The sequence below is a fragment of the Ureibacillus acetophenoni genome (genome assembly GCF_900220965.1).
In the GTDB taxonomy this organism is placed as follows: Bacteria; Bacillota; Bacilli; order Bacillales_A; family Planococcaceae; genus Ureibacillus; species Ureibacillus acetophenoni.
In genome coordinates, this window is the sequence record NZ_OBQC01000017.1 from 19,757 (window position 1) to 38,426 (window position 18,670).

Annotated in this window: 26 protein-coding genes and 1 pseudogene; 23 read left to right on the forward strand and 4 right to left on the reverse strand. The window is 33.3% G+C overall.

Going from position 1 to position 18,670, the window contains the following annotated elements:
- Positions 1-21 precede the first annotated feature (21 nt).
- The 14 genes and pseudogenes from CRO45_RS17255 to CRO45_RS20310 all read left to right on the forward strand — a co-directional run.
- Positions 22-201 (forward strand): hypothetical protein, encoded by a 180-nt coding sequence (locus CRO45_RS17255; RefSeq protein WP_097150872.1) that lies wholly within the window; start codon positions 22-24, stop codon positions 199-201.
- Between the two features lie 656 nt (positions 202-857).
- Positions 858-1,688 carry a DUF2785 domain-containing protein gene (locus tag CRO45_RS17265; protein ID WP_097150873.1) on the forward strand — a complete coding sequence of 277 codons (831 nt, stop codon included), beginning with the start codon at positions 858-860 and terminating at the stop codon, positions 1,686-1,688.
- 69 nt (positions 1,689-1,757) lie between these two features.
- Positions 1,758-2,267 carry a hypothetical protein gene (locus CRO45_RS17270; RefSeq protein ID WP_097150874.1) on the forward strand — a complete coding sequence of 170 codons (510 nt, stop codon included), beginning with the start codon at positions 1,758-1,760 and terminating at the stop codon, positions 2,265-2,267.
- Between the two features lie 15 nt (positions 2,268-2,282).
- Positions 2,283-2,480, forward strand: a complete 198-nt coding sequence (locus tag CRO45_RS17275; RefSeq protein WP_097150875.1) for a hypothetical protein — start codon at positions 2,283-2,285, stop codon at positions 2,478-2,480.
- A 125-nt stretch (positions 2,481-2,605) separates the two neighbouring features.
- A complete protein-coding gene (locus CRO45_RS17280) occupies positions 2,606-3,019 on the forward strand; it encodes a hypothetical protein (protein ID WP_235864647.1) in 414 nt (137 codons plus the stop codon).
- 81 nt (positions 3,020-3,100) lie between these two features.
- Entirely contained in the window at positions 3,101-3,556 is a 456-nt protein-coding gene (locus tag CRO45_RS17285; RefSeq protein ID WP_097150877.1) for a hypothetical protein, read from the forward strand.
- A 38-nt stretch (positions 3,557-3,594) separates the two neighbouring features.
- On the forward strand, positions 3,595-3,882 hold the full coding sequence (locus tag CRO45_RS17290) for a hypothetical protein (RefSeq protein ID WP_097150878.1): 288 nt from the start codon (positions 3,595-3,597) through the stop codon (positions 3,880-3,882).
- Between the two features lie 365 nt (positions 3,883-4,247).
- A complete protein-coding gene (locus tag CRO45_RS17295) occupies positions 4,248-4,805 on the forward strand; it encodes a GNAT family N-acetyltransferase (protein WP_097150879.1) in 558 nt (185 codons plus the stop codon).
- Between the two features lie 365 nt (positions 4,806-5,170).
- Positions 5,171-5,788 carry a hypothetical protein gene (locus CRO45_RS17300; protein ID WP_235864648.1) on the forward strand — a complete coding sequence of 206 codons (618 nt, stop codon included), beginning with the start codon at positions 5,171-5,173 and terminating at the stop codon, positions 5,786-5,788.
- Between the two features lie 70 nt (positions 5,789-5,858).
- Entirely contained in the window at positions 5,859-6,278 is a 420-nt protein-coding gene (locus CRO45_RS17305; RefSeq protein ID WP_097150941.1) for a GNAT family N-acetyltransferase, read from the forward strand.
- Between the two features lie 57 nt (positions 6,279-6,335).
- Positions 6,336-6,647, forward strand: a complete 312-nt coding sequence (locus tag CRO45_RS17310) for a peptide ABC transporter permease (RefSeq protein WP_097150880.1) — start codon at positions 6,336-6,338, stop codon at positions 6,645-6,647.
- 213 nt (positions 6,648-6,860) lie between these two features.
- Positions 6,861-7,304 carry a hypothetical protein gene (locus CRO45_RS17315; RefSeq protein ID WP_097150881.1) on the forward strand — a complete coding sequence of 148 codons (444 nt, stop codon included), beginning with the start codon at positions 6,861-6,863 and terminating at the stop codon, positions 7,302-7,304.
- 55 nt (positions 7,305-7,359) lie between these two features.
- A complete protein-coding gene (locus CRO45_RS17320) occupies positions 7,360-8,115 on the forward strand; it encodes a hypothetical protein (protein WP_170949542.1) in 756 nt (251 codons plus the stop codon).
- 167 nt (positions 8,116-8,282) lie between these two features.
- Positions 8,283-8,569: pseudogene (locus CRO45_RS20310) on the forward strand (GNAT family N-acetyltransferase); the annotation flags it as partial.
- Between the two features lie 138 nt (positions 8,570-8,707).
- Here CRO45_RS20310 and CRO45_RS17325 read toward each other — a convergent pair.
- A complete protein-coding gene (locus CRO45_RS17325) occupies positions 8,708-9,487 on the reverse strand; it encodes an MBL fold metallo-hydrolase (RefSeq protein ID WP_097150883.1) in 780 nt (259 codons plus the stop codon).
- A gap of 128 nt (positions 9,488-9,615) precedes the next feature.
- Between CRO45_RS17325 and CRO45_RS17330 the strand changes: the two genes are divergently transcribed.
- From CRO45_RS17330 to CRO45_RS17355, 6 genes are all read left to right on the forward strand, one after another.
- Positions 9,616-10,026: an Lrp/AsnC family transcriptional regulator gene (locus tag CRO45_RS17330; protein WP_097150884.1), complete on the forward strand. Its 411-nt coding sequence runs from the start codon at positions 9,616-9,618 to the stop codon at positions 10,024-10,026.
- 338 nt (positions 10,027-10,364) lie between these two features.
- A complete protein-coding gene (locus tag CRO45_RS17335; RefSeq protein ID WP_097150885.1) occupies positions 10,365-10,907 on the forward strand; it encodes a GNAT family N-acetyltransferase in 543 nt (180 codons plus the stop codon).
- Between the two features lie 62 nt (positions 10,908-10,969).
- Positions 10,970-11,596 carry an NUDIX domain-containing protein gene (locus tag CRO45_RS17340; RefSeq protein WP_170949543.1) on the forward strand — a complete coding sequence of 209 codons (627 nt, stop codon included), beginning with the start codon at positions 10,970-10,972 and terminating at the stop codon, positions 11,594-11,596.
- A 76-nt stretch (positions 11,597-11,672) separates the two neighbouring features.
- Positions 11,673-12,338 (forward strand): class I SAM-dependent methyltransferase, encoded by a 666-nt coding sequence (locus CRO45_RS17345; protein ID WP_170949544.1) that lies wholly within the window; start codon positions 11,673-11,675, stop codon positions 12,336-12,338.
- A 118-nt stretch (positions 12,339-12,456) separates the two neighbouring features.
- The gene (locus tag CRO45_RS17350; protein WP_097150888.1) at positions 12,457-12,639 is read left to right on the forward strand and encodes a hypothetical protein; all 183 of its coding nucleotides are present in this window, start codon (positions 12,457-12,459) and stop codon (positions 12,637-12,639) included.
- A gap of 188 nt (positions 12,640-12,827) precedes the next feature.
- The gene (locus tag CRO45_RS17355; RefSeq protein ID WP_097150889.1) at positions 12,828-13,064 is read left to right on the forward strand and encodes a DUF3977 family protein; all 237 of its coding nucleotides are present in this window, start codon (positions 12,828-12,830) and stop codon (positions 13,062-13,064) included.
- 255 nt (positions 13,065-13,319) lie between these two features.
- On the opposite strand, the gene CRO45_RS17360 is transcribed toward CRO45_RS17355, so the two are convergent.
- The 3 genes from CRO45_RS17360 to CRO45_RS17370 are packed head-to-tail and all read right to left on the reverse strand — an operon-like array spanning position 13,320 to position 16,006.
- Positions 13,320-14,216 carry a glycine betaine ABC transporter substrate-binding protein gene (locus CRO45_RS17360; RefSeq protein ID WP_097150890.1) on the reverse strand — a complete coding sequence of 299 codons (897 nt, stop codon included), beginning with the start codon at positions 14,214-14,216 and terminating at the stop codon, positions 13,320-13,322.
- Positions 14,217-14,220: 4 nt separating this feature from the next.
- Positions 14,221-14,874, reverse strand: a complete 654-nt coding sequence (locus CRO45_RS17365) for an ABC transporter permease (protein ID WP_097150891.1) — start codon at positions 14,872-14,874, stop codon at positions 14,221-14,223.
- Positions 14,867-16,006 carry a betaine/proline/choline family ABC transporter ATP-binding protein gene (locus CRO45_RS17370; RefSeq protein WP_097150892.1) on the reverse strand — a complete coding sequence of 380 codons (1,140 nt, stop codon included), beginning with the start codon at positions 16,004-16,006 and terminating at the stop codon, positions 14,867-14,869. Before CRO45_RS17370 ends, CRO45_RS17365 begins: the two co-directional genes overlap by 8 nt.
- Before the next feature lie 577 nt (positions 16,007-16,583).
- Between CRO45_RS17370 and CRO45_RS17375 the strand changes: the two genes are divergently transcribed.
- From CRO45_RS17375 to CRO45_RS17385, 3 genes are read left to right on the forward strand one after another with little or no spacing between them, the layout of a single operon-like run.
- Complete coding sequence (locus tag CRO45_RS17375) at positions 16,584-17,567, forward strand: phosphotransferase (protein WP_097150893.1); 984 nt, start codon at positions 16,584-16,586, stop codon at positions 17,565-17,567.
- Positions 17,568-17,627: 60 nt separating this feature from the next.
- Positions 17,628-18,029: a DUF4181 domain-containing protein gene (locus CRO45_RS17380; protein WP_097150894.1), complete on the forward strand. Its 402-nt coding sequence runs from the start codon at positions 17,628-17,630 to the stop codon at positions 18,027-18,029.
- A gap of 47 nt (positions 18,030-18,076) precedes the next feature.
- Positions 18,077-18,610 carry a DinB family protein gene (locus tag CRO45_RS17385; RefSeq protein ID WP_097150895.1) on the forward strand — a complete coding sequence of 178 codons (534 nt, stop codon included), beginning with the start codon at positions 18,077-18,079 and terminating at the stop codon, positions 18,608-18,610.
- The last annotated feature ends 60 nt before the right edge of the window (positions 18,611-18,670 follow it).

Genomic DNA, 18,670 nt, shown 5'->3' on the forward strand with positions numbered 1-18,670 from the left:
ATTTGATAGGTGGTTGTACATATGAATGATAGGAAAATGGGGAAATTTCAAGTCTTTGTAATTGTTTTACTGGTATTACTATTGGCCGCAGCGTTCGGTTCATTGTTCTTAGGTGAATATGGTGTGGCGTTAGTTTTAATTGGAGTTTGGATGGCATTTGTAAGTTCTATTTGGATGGGAACTACGAATGAGGTTTATTAATAAAAAGTGTGAACAGAGGCGTTGATCCCAAAAGGATTAATGCCTTTTTTGTTAAATTAGTTTAGAAGACATGTGCTTTTGGCATCCTAATAAGATATATCAATATAAGGGATGGAAAAAATGATATTAAATATAATTCTGGTATTTGCATTGCCCTGGATTGTATGTCTGTTTCATATTTTTAAGCATGATAAAAGGCTTGTTGTTACAATCAGTACATTTTCAAGTGTAATAGGATTCACGGTAAATGAAATTGGAGAATACTTCGGCTTTTGGCGTGTCTACCCATTCCATAAAAGCCATATATCAACACTACCGTTTATTTTGGGTGTTTATTCAGTCTTAGGAGTATATTTAATATATTTTTTGAGAAAATACAAACGTCCGTATTTTGTCATTTTTCTTTTCACTTTATGTACAACTATTTTAGAGGGTATCTGGTTCCTAATGGGTAGGGTTATGTTTGGAAATGGTTGGAATATCGGCTGGACATTTGTATCTTATTTATTTCCGTACATCTTTGTCTATTTATATTATTTAGGTTTAAAAGGATTAAAAATCTTAGAATAATTTAGGGCATTTCTTTTTGAAGGAGAAATGCCTTTTCTTATTGAAGTAAACGAGCATGGGATTAATACATTAAAAGTGGTGATAATATGACGCTGAAGTTAGAACTAAAAAACTTAGATAAAACTTTACACCAAGGTAATCTAGACAAATTAATCGATAGCATGGTAGATCATATTGGATCAGTTGACCCTGAACTTAGGGATACTCTGATTTATAATTCCTTTGGAAAATTGATTCTAGAAGATTATTTAACCAAAGATCAGCTTACTCATATCTTTGAAGTTTGTCTTGAAAAGTTATTCATGGGTATTGGTCAAAAAGAAGATGACTCCGTTTTTACACGAACTTTTTCCGCATTAGTGCTAGTTTTAATATTACAAAAAGATAGGGAAACGAGGTTTTTATCACAGAATCAATTGACTCAAGGGTTTGAGGGAAGTATTAACTATTTGAAACAAGAAGTAGATATTCGTGGCCATGTAGATGGAAAGGGTTGGGCTCATAGCATAGCGCATGGAGCCGATTTATTAACAGCAGCTATCAGCCATCCGGATTTTGATCTGACATTATTCCATGAATGTCTCCATACTATTAAGCTTTGCTTATTTAAAGAGAGTACCAGAGATATACCTTATGTCGATGAAGAAGAGGAAAGATTGATCTTCGCAGTAGAAGCCCTTCAAGAAAAGGGTATCACTGATCAAGAAATCGAATCCTTGTTATTAACGATTTCTAATCAGCTCATTGAACTACTAGAAAAAGAAGACTATAGCTTAAATTTCTTCTGGAAGAAATCTAATGTGATCAACTTTTTACGAGGTTATTATTTCAGACTCTTGTTTAAAAATGAAGGCGTAAAATTACGAGAAACAATCGCCATGATTTTAGAACAATGGCATAAAAGAATGTACAGGTAGCATGTAAAGGAAATAAGGGAAATACATAAATCACGACCATGATAGGCATAAATAGGGGGTGATTTTCTAGTGCGAAAATGGGGGATCTTAATCATCATCATTATTTTAGGGGGAGCAATATATATTGATTGGCTTTCAAAAAAAGAATTTGAGGTTATTGGATATATTTTAAATACGAGCCCCGATATTGATTCGATTTCTATTAGGGATGGTAAAACAAAAGAAGAACTCTTAGCATTTTCAAAGTCAGATTCTGCTTTTTCAGAATTAGGGCTTTTTTACAGAAGTATTCTTCATCTAAATGGAACCGAGAAAGATATATTGAATGGAGAAACTTTAGCTGAAATCGACTACTATGAAAACGGCGAAGTAAGATATACTGTGAGTATTTATCAGCTGGAAGATGATATCACGGTGAACCGACCTGTTTCGAATTTATATACTTACCAATATACTCCGAAAGGAATAACTAGCCCTTTTGTCTTTGCACTTAAAGATAACTATATTCTCTTTGGTGTAAATCGAGGAATGAAAGATCTAGTGAATCTATTAATTCAAGAGAAAGCCTTGTATAAGTAAGGGGGAGAACTTTATATGGTAAATGAACCTACAGAAAAAGATATAGCAGATATGGCAGTGAAATTAGGATTAAATAAAACTGAACCTTTAAAGAATCCTCTGTTCCATGGTGACTTTGGACACACTATTAACCTTCCTTTACTTATCTCAACGATTATCCTAACTTTAGCGGGGTTTGTTCTGATTTTTTATTGGAAGATAAAAAGAAATTAAATTCAGATTATTATGATTCCTTCGCAACATTTAACTAATGAAAGCGTTTCTGTAATATACAGGAACGCTTTTTCACTAAGTGCAGCGAAATATGGAGTTTTTAAATTATACGAAGGGGGAAGAAAGTGAGGAACCTATTCTTAGTAGTCATTTCGTTACTTTTATTAGCTGGTTGTTCAAATGAAATAATGAATGATGACCAATTTATAAAAGTTCAACTATGGGATGAAGACGAAAACCAATATGAAGATTTCAAAGAAATTACAAATAATGAAGAAGTACAAAAAGTGAAAGAGATCGTATTTGATATTGAATGGGAAAAAGCAAAGGTACAGATGGAACACCCTGCTGATTATAGATTTATATTTCAGTATAAAAACCCTAATATAGAAGCGAAAGCAGTAACTTATAAACTCTGGATTAGTTCTAATAATGATCTAGTCGAAATTGTAATGGAAGATAATGCATACGCTAAACTGAATAAGGAAAATTCAAGAACTTTAATTGATGTATTAACTGTTGAAAACTCTGCGAATTAAAAGAATCTTCTTCAACAAACGGCGTAGGGGCAGTTTAGTTGCACAAGAGTGTTAATTATAAACGGTAAAGGATGATTAAGTTTGGAAAGTATTAAACGAACTTTCCCATTAATTTTAATATTTTTGTTGATAGGATGTTCTAAAGAACTTTCTCTTGAGGATGAAATCTTAAAAATTCTTGAAAGCAGTGAAGGTAAAGATTATGAAAGAGTGATTGACTATGACATTAAAGACGATTATATAGTTGTCATTTATAAGAGTAAAAAAAATGAACAGTTAAATATAGGATTTATCAAATTGAACGATGGTAAATTAAATTGGGAGATTGGTATAGGGGGACCAGAATTAAGTGGTGGCGATAGTTTTATTTCTGACCCATTGTATGTGAATGTTATGATCCCAAAAGAGTCTGGCGTAAAGCATGTAAAAGTTTTTGGTGAATATGCAAGACAAGTAATGTATTCTAATGAAATTAATTATTGGATTTCATATACGAATAAATCACCAAACAGCTTAGATGTTGAATACATCAAATAACTACAGTCTTATTAAAAAGGATTGATGGAGGGATAGTTATGTGGATCATATTTGGGGTAATTGCAATAGTAATAACTTTTATAAATCTTTATTTGTATATAGTAGGTAAGGATTATAAGATTGCTATGGCGTTAGGATTATCATTTACAGCATTAACACTATGTGCAGAATACAGTCTTATATCGATGTGGGTAGAAGCAGAAGATTGGGCTGCTTTAATGGATGTAGTACCTGGTATGGAAAGGGCATTATGGTTTTTAACAATAGTTTCTATTTTACTAAATATAGCACCTATATTTTTAGAACGTAGACGTAAGAAAAAATGACTTATTGTTTTATTCAATAGGCCTAACTAACGGAGGTTTTAATTATTACTAAAACTGATCCACCTAAAAGTGGATCTTTTTTTATTATTCTCAAATATAAAATGATGAGTATTAATGTTACTAAATTAGGCAGTGCCGGTTCAAGAAGGAGTAACGTCCCTTTGTGTTGAAGTATTTGTAATTCCTGTTATTACTTGCAATGGGAATTAGTGAACCATAAAAACAGACTCAACTTCAACGATAGAGGGTGTTTCATAAAGGAGAAGAAATGCCTATTCTTATTGAAGTAAGTGAATCACTAACGGCGGAAGCATAGTTTCATAGAAATTGTGTTTACATTAAGTATTGATTTTGGAGGAATTATTATGGAGATTGAGAGAATTTATAGCGAATTACCAATATTAGAAACTGAACGACTTATTCTTAGAAAGGTTACATTAGAAGACGTTGAAGATATGTATTTATACGGTTCTGATGATGAAGTAACAAGATATGTCACTTGGGATACACATAAATCCATTAACGACTCAAAAGGATTTATTCAATTCATTTTAAACAGGTATGAAAATCAGCAAGTCGCTCCGTGGGGAATTGAATATAAGGAAAATGGAAAATTCATTGGAACGATTGATTTTGTTTGGTGGCAACCAAATCATAAAACTGCTGAAATCGGTTATGTTCTAGCAAAAGAGTATTGGGGAAAGGGTTTAACTACAGAAGCGGTAAAGGAAATCATAAGATTTGGTTTTAATGAAATGGATTTAGTTCGCATTCAAGCAAGATGTTTAGTAGAAAACATCGGTTCATCCCGCGTAATGGAAAAGTCGGGAATGCAATTCGAAGGAACCATTAGAAAAGGGATGTTTATTAAAGGAAAACATCAAGATTTAAAAATGTATTCGATATTAAAAGAAGACTTTTAAATATCTATATATAAAACCACTAACTGATTTGACTAACTAGGGCGTTGATCTAAGAAGGATTAATGTCCTTTTTTGTTGAAGTGATTGTAAAGAGAAGGTGATTAAATTGAAGATAACGATTAAGAAATATGAGAGCAAAGATGAAGGTAAGTTTATAAATTTAATAAGTCTATGTCATGAAGATGAGTATTTAATAAATATTGTTAATAGTCCAAAGTTGAAATTTGCATACTCTGCTTTTTTTGAAAATGAATTAATAGGTATTATATTCGGATGGACAAGTAGTTTTCATCCTTACTGTACATATTTCAGGATTTTATAGAGGGATTAGAATCGAAGGAAAATTGTTAGCTGAAGTTGAAAAAATGGAGACCATAAATCTTCCTCTCCAAACTTCTATTTGGGAAACTTCGGTTAACTTAAAAAAGTTTTATGAGGACAATGGTTTTATTGAAATTCGAAGAACCTATATGCCGCTGTTAAAGGTATCTGATGCTAAGAAAGTATTATCTAATACTAGCAATAATGTTGCAATAAAATCTTTAAAAGAAGTTATGTCTAATGATTTGTTAGTTGAAAGTCTAACGCATAATGTGAAAAGAAACTATGAAAATACACACCTAGTAAATCCAGTAGCAACAATGGGAATAGATGAATGGAAGGATTTGATTTTTGCAGATGATCTAGTACTCAGTGGAAGTTACGTTTATTTGGATAACGATGAAAAGCAGATTTTAGCATATTCTTTTTTACATGATTCAGAAAAAGAAAGTACCTTAGAATTAGGTTGGTGTGGCACAGCAGGAAGTGAAAATATTGAGTTGATTCCGCAATTAGTATATCAACAAATAAGATATGCATATAAACATGATATTCAATTTATTTTGGGAGAATTCGATACAACTGACAAATATGGTATGGAGGTTCTAAATTACTTACTATTTGCTCCATGTCCAACTTGGATTACTTATCAAAAGAAGTAAAACAATAAGGGATTTGATCTGTTACGGGGCAATTAGTATATTAAGAAATGCAGAATATTGGGGTGAATATATGAATATAGAAATCCATACTGATTTTAATAATGCAGATGTCGATGAAATGAAAGAAGTTTATGTGTCAGTTGGGTGGAAGAAGCATACAAATGAGATTATTCAACAAGTATTCGAAGCGAGTAATGTCATAGCGATACTAAAAATAGATGGTAGAATTGTAGGTTTCGGTAGAGGAATGACAGATGGTATTTTTAATGCTGCAATTTATGATGTAGTGGTACATAAGGATTTCCAAGGGCAAGGAATAGCGAAAAAGATTATGGAGTTTTTGCTTGAGAAACTAAGCAATGTTTCTTGTGTTCATTTAATATCAACAACTGGTAACGAAAGATTTTATAGTAAACTAGGATTTAAACAATTGAAAACTGGTATGGCAAGGTATTTAAATCAGAGTCTAAGTGATGAGTATTTAGAGTGATGCACTTTATGTTGAAGATATTGAATTAACAAGGTAGTTAATTGGAGGGGAAACAAAATGGATTTCTCTGAAATAATTATGATTATGCTTGTTTATGGCGGTCTTTTTTTATATGCATTACAAATGGTTTCTTCTAAAAACAAAATGGTAGGTTTTGTAAAATCAGCAATCCTAATAATTTTGTTTGGTTTTATTTCTACTACGATCTGGCTAACTTATAAAGCAGAAGAATACCATATCAATAACCATAGCGGATATGAACCAATTAGTTTTACACATCATGCAATTCTTATGATAGTTGGTTTAAGCATTTATAGTGTAGTTTTGTTTTCGTTAAGTATTCTTTTGAAAAAGAGTAGGTATTCTTAAAGTATACGAAAAACTAATTCTTTATAAGAATGATAGAAAGTCTTAAATAATAATATTCAACTAACTAGGGTGTTAATCCAAGAAGGATTAATGCCTTTTCTTATTGAAGTAAACCTACAATGGAGTTAAATTCTGTAAAAAGGGCGCTACGATTTTAGAACAATGGCATAAACAAATACACATAGAATATGTTTTCTACAAGGAGGTTTTTCCGTGAAAAAAGTAATTTTGATTTTATTAGGATTTATTCCGTTACCTATAGGGTTTTTAATGAATTCATGGTTGATGGAAAATCAAGATAGTATATTACCGTTTCTATATATAGGAATACTCTTTCTTGCATTCTGGGCATTGCTTGGATTCATCACTTGTAAGTCTGAAAAGACACCATATCATTCGGCACTCTTTATTCATACACCTGCAATAATCGCATTTTTATTATTATCTTATCAAGATAGGGTGTTAGAACAAATTTGGCCCAATATGATTGGAATCGCTACCCAAAATTTTTACTTACCTTTGATTAACCTTTCTAGCATTATTATTGGTGGAGGATTATATGTTGAGATGTGGTTAGCAAGCGGAATCGCTTTTTTACTAATGTATGGTTCATATTATTTAGGGTGTTATTTGAATATGATCCTTAGCAAACAGTGAAGTGTGTCTAGCATGACAGTTTAATTGAATAGAAGAAGACAGAAAGGTTGAAGGATTGAAGAAAATTTACTTTTTCATCTTTTGTTGTAGTCTGCTTTTGATCGGTTTGTCTGCTTGTCAGGTGGATAGAGGTGAAATAAAAGGTGTTTTTATTGAAAGTTCCTCAGTTGAATTTGGCTCATTACAAGATCCTGATGATAGGGCATTACATTTCCGTGTGCAAATTAGTGACTATGGCAATGATCCAGAACTTGAATATAAAGTTAGATTCCTTATTCAGGATCCGTACATTAGTGACCTAATTGGGGAGGGGAAAATTGAAAATAATGTGCCCTATAAAACACAACCGTTGCCTAATGATGGGGAAGTGGGAATGGTTATAGGGAGTTCAAGGGAAATCATAAAAGAATTTGATATAGATGAAATCAGAAAATCAATAGAAAACGAAAAAGCAGTAATTGTCGAACTCTATCATCTTGATAAAACAATTGATAGAGAAGAAATTACGATTTTTAAAGCAAACATAGAGCCGTTGGTAAAGATTAATCCAAATTCAAGAATAGAAAACATTAATTTAAACGAAACAAATAAGATATCCATCTTTAGAAGAGTAGTCAGTGATTCAACAAAACAGCAAAGTATTTCTTATATTATTCAACCCAAATATACTTTCAAGCTTGATAATGAATCATATTTTCTTTGGATTACTGAAGATGAAGGGTACATTATGAACATAAAAGACACTTTTGCAATTTACAAACTTTCGAAAAGTTCGCTAAAAGAAGTGAAAGAAGTAATTCAAGAAGATTAACAAGGGCAATCTACTATAACACGGATTGCCCTTTGCTTTTTGAAATGAATAACTAACGGAGGGGTATTTCCAACAAGGATTTACTCCTTTTCTGAACAGGGAAGTAATGTTTGAAAGGGGTAAAAACATGGGATACATACAAGAGTTAAGGAAAATTGTTGGCCATGTGGCAACCAAATCACAATATTACTGAGATTGGTTATGTTTCTATCTAAAGAGTATTGGGGAATGGGTTTAACTACTGAAGCGGTAAAGGGAAATAATAAGATTTGGTTTTAATGAAATGGATTTAGTTCCCATTCAAGCGAGATGTTTTGTAGAAAATATTGGTTCATACAGCGTAATGGAAAAGTAGAGAATGCAATTTGAAGGGATTATTAGAAAAGGGATGTTTGTTAAAGGAAAACATCAAGATTTAAAAATGTATTCTATATTAAGAGAAGATTTTAATTAACACTTAGGCGCGTATTCTTTGGTAGGCATTACATAAGGCATTAAGTCGGGGCTGTTAATTTAATAAGAGTAAAGAACTAACTGATATAATACATATAAAAAAACAGACAGAATGAGATAATTCTGTCTGACTTTAGCTTTAAAATGAATATGATTCGCCATCATTTGGTACTAACACATTAGACGTAATTTTTTTTTCTTTAATAAAGTTCTTTAATTCTTCCCTTGATAATGTCCAATGATTTACAGCTTCCATGTGGACAGCAATGACTTTCGCCTCTGGTGCAGCCTTAACTACCTCATTGACATCATCTTTCCCCATTACAAGAGAACCACCCACTAGGAATTGATTATCACCAGCATTAACAACAATGATTTCTGGTTTATGTGTTTCAATAACTTCTTGTACCGCATCATACCAAACTGTATCGCCAGCAACGTATAATGTTTTCTCATTTACATGCTTAAAGACAACACCACAAGTGTGACCAGCATGCTCTAAGATTTCTCCTCTGCCATGCTCGGCTTTTGTTTTAATTAATTGAATCCCTTCATAAATTGTATCCTCTTGTAACACTACTACATTTCGAAAACCAGTGTTTCTGATTACTGTTGCATCTTCTTCATTTTGTGCAAATAATTTGATGTCTTTTGACAATGCTTCAATTGCGGCTTCATCCCAGTGGTCAGGATGTAAATGAGTAACAATAACAGCATCAATATTAGATATAATATTGTCAATGCTTGTTGGTAAACTCACTAAAGGATTATTTTGATCTTCTCTTGGTGCTGGGGGTAAACCAACACCTGTTCCAAATGGTGGCATAGTTCCTTTTTCTGCTAACATTGGGTCAATCAAAAACTTTTTCCCTGCGTATTCAACAACGATTGTTGCATTACGAATGTGGTGTATATTCATCTATATAAACTCCTTTTTTTACGATTTACTTTGAACAATGTATAGTCTAAACTATGACCTCCAGTGGAATACATAGACTAAATAAAGTTTTTTGACCGTTTGACTTTAATAATGAAAGGAGTTAGCGAATGCTAGATCATACAGACATGAAAATCATAGAAGAACTCTCTAAGAACAGTCGAATTACAATGAAAGAATTGGGAAAGATAGTTCATTTAACAGGTCCAGCTACATCAGCTAGAGTTGCAAAATTAGAAGAAAGTGGAGTTATTGAAGGTTATACCATTAATGTAAATCAAGAAAAATTAGGATATCATATACATGCTTTTATTACCATTATTACAGAAAGCATATTTCATCAGCCATATCTGTCATTCATCAAAACACAAGAGAAGTATCTAGTAAATAACTTTAAAATCAGTGGAGATGGTTGTTACATTCTTGAATGTCAATTTCCATCCACTGAAGTAATGAATCAATTTCTAGAAGAATTAAACGTGCATGCAAACTATAAATTATCCATTGTTATTGATAAATAGTAATTGAATACAATGCAAAGTATGTCAATATATTTGCTTAAACTAAAGAGGTGTTGATCAACAAGGATTTACGCCTTTTCTGTTGAAGTTAATGTACTAACAGGGAAGTAATGTTTGAAAGGGGTAAAAACATGGGATACATACAAGAGTTAAGGGAAATTGTTGGCCATAGACCAATGATATGATATTTGTAGGTTCGGTAACAATTTTGATAATTTGGGTTTTCTTCTATCCTCATGAACTGCCTTAAAAGTCATAGGATGATTTTAGATGAATTTTTAGCGAAACACTATTCAAAAGAAAAGATAACAAAGGGTTAATGTCAAAGGGGTGTCTTTATGTTTTCGTTCAAAGTTGATGAGGAAATATCAATAGAATTATTACAGCAAAATAATAAGGAAGAGTTATATGAACTAATCGATACAAATCGTGAACATCTTAGAAAGTGGTTACTATGGGTGGATAAAAGAAAATCAGCTGAGGATTTTGAATCGATAATTCCTATTTGGATTAAGAAATATGCAGACAATGATGGTTTTGATGCAGGTATTAGATATAAAGGGAAGTTAGTAGGTATGATAGGGCTTCATTTTATAGATTGGAAAAACAGTACAACCAATATTGGTTATTTTCTGTCAGAAGCATATCAAGGTAAAGGTATTATTACAAGATCTGTAACAGCATTGCTAAACTATTTATTTGAAACTTTGAATATTAATAGAGTAGAAATTCAATGTGCAGCAAGCAATCAAAAAAGTAGAGCAATTCCCGAAAGATTAGGCTTTGTTAAAGAAGGTATTAAAAGAGATGGCCAATGGTTATATGACCATTACGAAGATGTAGTTACATATAGTTTATTATCTAGGGAATGGAATAAATAGGCTGTGTTAATCCAATGATTAATGCACTAACGGGTCAATTAGTACAATATTGGAGGGGACCTATGGAAAAAGTAATAGGTAAGGTTACATGCTTTATTACTAGAGAAATAGATAACAAATTAGAACTACTTTTAATTCAACATCCTAGTGCCGGTATTCAAATACCAGCAGGTACAGTAGAAATAAATGAGGAATATGATAAAGCAGCAATTAGAGAAGCAATTGAAGAAACAGGTCTTAGAGAATTTGTTTCTTGTAAAGTTATTGGTAGCCAAGAACAATACTTAGAAGGTAAGTACATCATTTTTGAAAATGCAAAAGTATATTCAAAACCAGACAAGTCTAGTTTCCACTGCGCGGAAATTAGAAGAGGAATTACTGTTATTCATGAACGAAGACAGGGGGAATTTCTACAAATTTCCTATAAAGAGGGAGATAAATATCCTGAGCCGAACTATATATCTTATCAGATAACTGGTTGGGTAGAACAATCAAAATTAGCATCCAAAGTTACCAGACAATTTTATCATCTACGATCAAACAGTGAGTCAAATGAATGGGAAATTGAAACAGATAATCACAAGTTTAAATTATTTTGGTCCACATTAGAAAACTTACCAGAAATAGTTTCCCCACAAAATGAATGGCTTGATTACTTTTTAAAAGAAAATATTTACTTTCAAAGATAAAATAATATCACAGGAAATCACTGGCAGGGAAATCAAATTGTAATGGGTATCAATAAGAATAACAGGAGTGAATAAGGTGAAACAGGAAGTTTGGGAAAAAGAATATCGAAATGTGGATAACTTGTGGGGATTTACTCCAAACAATATATTGCTAAAATATATTGACCTTGTTCCTAAAGGTGGAAAGGTATTAGATGTTGGTATTGGGGAAGGTAGAAATGCCCTCTTTTTTGCTAAGCAAGGGTTTGTGGTACAAGGTATAGATATATCTGAGACTGCAATAAATAGGTGTCTGGATCTTTCAAAAGAACACAATCTTAAAATCGTTGCGAAAGTTGATGACATTAGAAACTATGAAGTAAAGAAAGACCAATACTCATTAATCATACTTTCTAACGTACTTAATTTTTTCCCAGATCACGAGATTAGTGAAATAATTGCCAAACTAAAGAATGGGTTAAAAGAAAACGGTTTAATATATATCAATGTATTTGATAATGAAGAACCTAGCTTAACGAAAGCAAAGGAAAGATGTAAGCAGATAGCCGATTTCACTTACTACGACGAGAAAAATGAAATGTATCATCATTATTTTACTCAAGATGAGTTAAAAAACTTAGTGGCTGAACATGAAACTATCAGTCTGGTTAAATCTCGATTTTTAGATATGACTCACGGACAACCACACTATCACAGTACATTAGAGATTCTGTCTAAAAAGACTAATGAATATATACCTTGATAACGAGGGGAAGTTAATTGAAAATCGATGTTTACCTTGTGTATCACAAGATAGGAACGGATTGTGGCACGTATGCTAAAATCAAAGATGAATAAGTTATAAAGGAAGAACGATTTTAATGAAGGTTAAGAACAAAAATTTAATTATGGTTTCAGTAATCATTTTCTCATTTATTGTAATATCCATTGTTGCGAATTATAACTCTCTTGAAAATGCAAAAGATAGTTGTGTAGAAAATAATAAGACTCCTAGTATTGAACAAGACTTTCTAGCAATTAATTGGGCTGTTTCTTGTGAATAATAAATAATTATCTAGCGCTTGTCTTTAATGAGAAAGCGACTTTTTGCATAGATAACACAAATAAGATTATTTCACCAACGAGGGTATTTCTCAAGAAGGAGAAATGCCTTTTCTTATTGAAGTAAGGGTTAGTTAAAGAGGTATGACAAAACCAAGTAGAGGGGAAAAGAATAATAACGAGTCAAAAGGTGAAATTTATTGAGTTTGGTATAGGTAATACTTGGCTAATAAGAACTGAAGTTGAACTTAAAGATGGTACGGAATATGAGGTAAAGGGCATTAAAGGTCCAATCGAATTTCAATCATTATATTTAAGAATTTGGATTGGTAAAACTGTCTTTATCTTTGATTTAAAAGATGGGTTTAAAAAAGTTAAAAAGAATAGAAAAGAATATAAATTGATATTTGGTATTGTAAGCAAGTAGTTGTTGAGGCAGATCAAGTTAAAGTTATTTGGAAAGATGGACATGAACGTATCGAGACTATAGACAATCGCCACGCATTAATAATTCCTTATGATAATAAAACTGCAAATATATCAAAACAGGTTTCTAAAGTCTATTTACTAGATGAGAGTGGGGAAATTATCTTTGAAGTTTTATAGTTGTTATTTTCTTTACTTTTACTAGACGAAAATAAAACACACCTCAAGTATTATACAAAAGGTGTGTTTTTCAAGTTTATTTCGCTTCAATTAACCCTGATTCAATAAGAAACTCTCTTGCGACAAGTTCGACCATCATGCCATCATTGTCGACTTTTCCATTCATAATTTGCATTGCCTCTTCATCGATCTTACCTTCAAGTAGACGTAGTACTTCTTCTAGCTCAGGATATTCGTTAAGCGTTTCCTTGCGAACGAGAGGAAGCGCATGGTATGGCGGGAAATATGATTTATCGTCTTCTAACACACGTAAATCATATATTTGAAGCTGTCCGTCTGTTGTATATGAGTTAATTACATCCACTTCACCCGCGTTAATAGAACGATACATCATACCATGGTCCATCCCTTTAACGTCTTTAAACTCAATATTGTATTCCTTCTGAAAACCTGGCAGTCCATCAGGTCTATCGATAAACTCGAATACTGCACCCAATCTGAAGTCCTGGGAATACTCGGTGAAGTCGCTAAACGTTACAATACCAAGCTCTTCTGCTTTTGATTCATCTAATGCAAGTGTATACGTATTGTTAAACCCAAAAGTGTTAAAAGCGACAATATCATCAGTTTCAACAAGTCGTTTTGTTGCTTCTAACGTTTCCTCTGCTGTTCCTGGTTCTTCATGGTAATAAGTAACAACAATCGTTCCTGTATAATCCGGAATTACATCGATATGTCCATTTGTCATTGCGTTCCAAACAACGTTGGAACCTCCGAGGTTTTCTTTATAAAGGACATCGATTCCTAATCGGTCTTCAATCAGTTGTCCCATGATATTTGACAAAATAATACTCTCCGTATTATTTCTAGATCCGAGTCTGAGTGTATCTTTCTCTATAAAAATACAACCTGATAGTGTACTTATTAGAAGAAACATAAGCATTACTAGTGAAAGTTTTTTTCTTACCTTCATTGTATTATCTCAATCCTTTCGGTGTTGTCCAGCGTTCAACAGAACTAAAGAAAGTTTCGATGACAATCGCAAGAAGGGTAGCTGGAATTGCTCCGAGTAAAATTAACCCATCAATTCCACGTGTAATGCCTAGGAAAATAAAGTCACCAAGTCCACCCGCTCCAATAAAGGCAGCGAGAGTTGCATTTCCGACATTAATAACAGCAGCTGTACGGATACCAGCCATAATAACAGGAATTGCAAGAGGGAGTTCCACTTTAAATAAAATCTGCATATTGGTCATACCTAAACCTCTTGCCGCCTCAATAGTGGCCTGGTCAACATCTTTAATACCGGTATAGGTATTTCGCATAATCGGAAGTAATGAGTAAAGAAACAATGCCGCAATGGCAGTATATACACCAATTCCAAAAATCGGAATCATAAAACCAAGCAATGCTAAACTTGGTATTGTCTGCAGGACACCTGTTCCGCCTAGTACGATGGTCTTAAGCCAAGGTACACGTGTTACTATTATTCCAAGCGTAACTGCTAATACAGTTGCAATAATCATTGAGAAAAATACGAGTTGAATATGAACAAATGTTGCTTCAAGTACTTCTCCCCAACGTAACTGTGTTTGCTCAACGAGTTGTTGCCATATATTCATATTATTCATCTTGATCTTCCTCCTCCGTTTCTATCCACTGACTAGATAATGCGGAAAGTAAGGAGCCCCGTGTGACAAGTCCTACAAGTTTATGGTCTTTGTCAACAATCGGAATCATTCCAAAAGGAGCAACATCAATCTGAACAATAGCATCTTTTGCTGTTGCAGTATCAAGTAAATATGGCTCTGCAGGTTTCATGATTTCATCAATCGTTTTGACGGTACCCAATCCTTTAAGTAGATCATAAGCAGATACAATACCTAGTAATCTACCATCCGTGTCTTGGATAATAAGGTTCGTGATTTTCCGTTGGCGAGTTAGTGCAATCGCCCTTTCAGGAGATTTCTGAGGAGAAGAAGTAACAATGGATTCTGCCATAATTTCTGTAACAGGCATTAGTTCGGGATTCTGGGTAATACGGTGTTTACCTATAAACTCCTCTACGAATCCGTGAGCTGGTTCATGTAGTAATTTTTCTGGGGTGTCTAATTGAAGTATGTCTCCATCTTTCATAATGGCGATACGGTCGCCCATTTTCAATGCTTCATCGATGTCATGGGTTACAAATACAATTGTCTTTTTTAGTTTTTTGTGTAATGTAATTAGCTCTGCCTGTAGTTGTTCGCGTGTAAGTGGATCTAACGCACTGAACGGTTCATCCATTAAGATGATATCTGGATTAGAAGCAAGTGCCCTTGCAATGCCGACACGTTGTTGCTGTCCACCTGAAAGTTCTTTCGGATACCGAGTAGCATGAATTTCGGGATCCAGTCCAACTAATTCGAGCAACTCTTTCACACGGGAACTAATGTCTTTCTCTGCCCAACCTTTAAGCTGGGGAACAATCGCAATATTCTTTTCGATTGTGTAATGGGGGAAAAGTCCAATTTGCTGAATTACATAACCGATATTCCTTCGAAGTTCAGCAACATTATAAGAGGTGATATCTTTGCCGTTAATCGTAATTCGCCCGGTGGTATGTGGGTTAATTCGGTTAATCATTTTCATGGTAGTTGACTTTCCCGAACCACTCGGCCCAATCAGTACAAGCAATTCTCCCTCATGGATTTCAAAGTTTAGTGATTTTACAGCTTGAAACCCACTTTCGTACACTTTTGAAACATTTTCAAATTTAATCATAAGAACCTCCAATTCTTTTAAACCACATTAATCATAACATATATCGACACCGTCCGATGTCACTATTTTGAAAATTCTGACTTTGTTACCAAAATTTCAGCCCAATTTACACGGAGTCGTAATGTGAAAATACATCACTCTTAATAGAGTAATATGTTAATACTGTAACATTAAATTTTTGTAAGGTTCAAATTAGGTATTTAGACTTACGTATATATATGTCTGTAAATATGTGCTAAATAAAAAACTTGAATAAAAGGGGAAATCCATTTAATAAAATGTTTACAAAATGCTGATTAGGTATATGTTATCTGTTTCAAATAGATTTATAAAATTTAGGGAAATAAAATTATTCTATTTAACGTTTTATTATTAAGGTTAAAAGGATTGAAGGGTATTAATAACTATAAAATACGTAGGTAAAATAATCCCTTTTACATATGTCGAAGGGAGGGGGGGAGTGGTTAATTCTGGAATAAATATTACTTAATTAATAATTGGCGCACAAATTTCTAGAAGGATTAATCCGTTTTTTATTGAAGTTAATGTTATCAGCGTAGTTTAAAAGGAGAACTCTATGAAACTAGAAACTACAGAATCTATTCGAGAAGATATTTTCGATTCCATTAGGAGCCTATTCGGGTTCACGATTACCGACTTTACAAAAATTGAGCTAGGTTTTCGAAATGTAAAATGGAAAATTGAGACCGATCACGGTGTATTTTTTGCTAAGCAATATAATAAAATCCGATATCCTGAGCATATGGTTCAGGGGTTGGAAACTGCATTAAACCACCAAGTTCATCTATATAACAAAGGAATCCCTTGCCCAAAAATTTTAACGCATAATGGTAACTATGTAATAAGAACTGCTCAAGGTGAACGTTATGTTTTAATGGGGTTTTGTGAAGGTAGTATTATTCAGGCAGGAACAGGAAACGTAGATCAAATGTATAGTTTAGGGAAAATCGTTGGGCAAATGCACACCATCTTAAACAGTAACCCTACAACTCGATTACCATTACACTGGGAAATCCGGTCAAAGGAAAGTATGCTTGAAAATTGGCAATCACGATGGGAAGAGGCAGTACGTTTGGACAGTGAACATACACTAGCTCACTTGGAAATACAAAGAAACATCATTGAAAAGTGTGATTCAAATATATTCTCTCAATGTGAAACAGGGTGGGCTCATTGGGACTTATTTGTAGATAATATCTTATTTCAATCGGATCGTGTTTCTGCCATTCTTGATTTTGATCGAATGCATTATGTATATCCGGAATTTGACATATCAAGACCGATTTTATCCTGTTGTTTAGAGAATGGACATATACATTTAGATAGGGTATCGGCGTTTGTAAGAGGATATCAGGAGCATCTAGAGCTTACACATAAAAAGTTAGTACGCTCCATCAAATTAACATGGTGGAAAGAAGCAGAGTGGATTCGCGCGGAATACACCAATTTAACATCTCCGTTAAAGAGGTTCGTAGAAGAGAATGTTTGGGTAGGGGAGAATTGGGATCATTTAGATGAGCTATTCTCTAAGTTATTGTGAATGAGAAATTAGGCGGGTTAATGTAACGAAGGTATTTTGAGAAACTAGAGGAGCGAAGAAATGCTAATTACAAAACTATTATTATTTGCAGCAATGTTCTTTAGTTTGAAATTTCTATTAAAAATGGCCCTTATTAATATATTCAAAGTTGAAAAAGAGTTTTATCATAAGGATTTTGTTCACAAGAAACATAAAATCATTAATGTAATATTAGGAACAATTTTAATTCCTATTTTTATTCTACTATTTTACTTTTTGCAAAAAGGATTTATCTCACAGATGTCAGTATTAGGTATCTTTCTTTTACTTGCAGCTGTACCATTAGTGATCGAATCGTACTTTTGGTGGAAGCAAGATCCCGACTCAAGATATTACGTTTTATGTATTGGTGATGCAATATTCTTTATTATTTTTGCGGTAATTGTATGGCAGTTTGGGATCTTTGGACTTACAATGATTTAATTTGAAATATGGTATGACAAAGTTGGTAATCTGGGAGGAGTAATTGGATGCATTTTAATATGGACGAAGCTATAGAGGTGCTAGAACGAACACAGCAAACACTTGAGCATTTTTTAGCTGGGTTATCGGAAGGATGGCTACAATGCAATGAAGGCGACGGAACTTGGAATTCCATTGAAGTAGTGGACCACCTGATTGAAGGGGAGAAAACAAATTGGATACCAAGATTAGAACATATTCTCCAAGAAGGCTGTAATAAACCATTTCCTCCATTTGATCGATTCTCACACTTAAATGATAAGTCTTCACAATCAATTGACCAAAAGTTACAGGAATTTAAAGCAATAAGAATGCAAAATATTAATAAACTAAAATCACTTATTGACCCTGATATACATCTAGAGTTGGAGGGTTCACACCCTGCATTTGGAACAGTGAAGGTAAGAGAATTGCTTTCAACTTGGGTAGTCCATGATCTAACACATATTGCCCAAATTGTAAGGGTAATGGCTGAGCGATACAGAACAGACGTAGGGCCTTGGAAAGAATATTTAGGTATTTTGAAAAGAGCAGGCGAATAAACAATAAACTAGATTCTAATAACTCCGCGATTTTTCTAATAACTCCATCAGTTTTTCTAA

Bases quoted from the DNA above. Each gene is read 5' to 3' on its own strand.
- CRO45_RS17255 (WP_097150872.1), top strand. From the start codon at position 22: ATGAATGATAGGAAAATGGGGAAATTTCAAGTCTTTGTAATTGTTTTA.
- CRO45_RS17265 (WP_097150873.1), top strand. From the start codon at position 858: ATGACGCTGAAGTTAGAACTAAAAAACTTAGATAAAACTTTACACCAA.
- CRO45_RS17275 (WP_097150875.1), top strand. From the start codon at position 2,283: ATGGTAAATGAACCTACAGAAAAAGATATAGCAGATATGGCAGTGAAA.
- CRO45_RS17290 (WP_097150878.1), top strand. From the start codon at position 3,595: ATGTGGATCATATTTGGGGTAATTGCAATAGTAATAACTTTTATAAAT.
- CRO45_RS17295 (WP_097150879.1), top strand. From the start codon at position 4,248: ATGGAGATTGAGAGAATTTATAGCGAATTACCAATATTAGAAACTGAA.
- CRO45_RS17300 (WP_235864648.1), top strand. From the start codon at position 5,171: ATGGAGACCATAAATCTTCCTCTCCAAACTTCTATTTGGGAAACTTCG.
- CRO45_RS17305 (WP_097150941.1), top strand. From the start codon at position 5,859: ATGAATATAGAAATCCATACTGATTTTAATAATGCAGATGTCGATGAA.
- CRO45_RS17310 (WP_097150880.1), top strand. From the start codon at position 6,336: ATGGATTTCTCTGAAATAATTATGATTATGCTTGTTTATGGCGGTCTT.
- CRO45_RS17325 (WP_097150883.1), bottom strand. From the start codon at position 9,487: ATGAATATACACCACATTCGTAATGCAACAATCGTTGTTGAATACGCA.
- CRO45_RS17330 (WP_097150884.1), top strand. From the start codon at position 9,616: ATGCTAGATCATACAGACATGAAAATCATAGAAGAACTCTCTAAGAAC.
- CRO45_RS17335 (WP_097150885.1), top strand. From the start codon at position 10,365: ATGTTTTCGTTCAAAGTTGATGAGGAAATATCAATAGAATTATTACAG.
- CRO45_RS17340 (WP_170949543.1), top strand. From the start codon at position 10,970: ATGGAAAAAGTAATAGGTAAGGTTACATGCTTTATTACTAGAGAAATA.
- CRO45_RS17350 (WP_097150888.1), top strand. From the start codon at position 12,457: ATGAAGGTTAAGAACAAAAATTTAATTATGGTTTCAGTAATCATTTTC.
- CRO45_RS17360 (WP_097150890.1), bottom strand. From the start codon at position 14,216: ATGAAGGTAAGAAAAAAACTTTCACTAGTAATGCTTATGTTTCTTCTA.
- CRO45_RS17365 (WP_097150891.1), bottom strand. From the start codon at position 14,874: ATGAATAATATGAATATATGGCAACAACTCGTTGAGCAAACACAGTTA.
- CRO45_RS17370 (WP_097150892.1), bottom strand. From the start codon at position 16,006: ATGATTAAATTTGAAAATGTTTCAAAAGTGTACGAAAGTGGGTTTCAA.
- CRO45_RS17375 (WP_097150893.1), top strand. From the start codon at position 16,584: ATGAAACTAGAAACTACAGAATCTATTCGAGAAGATATTTTCGATTCC.
- CRO45_RS17380 (WP_097150894.1), top strand. From the start codon at position 17,628: ATGCTAATTACAAAACTATTATTATTTGCAGCAATGTTCTTTAGTTTG.
- CRO45_RS17385 (WP_097150895.1), top strand. From the start codon at position 18,077: ATGCATTTTAATATGGACGAAGCTATAGAGGTGCTAGAACGAACACAG.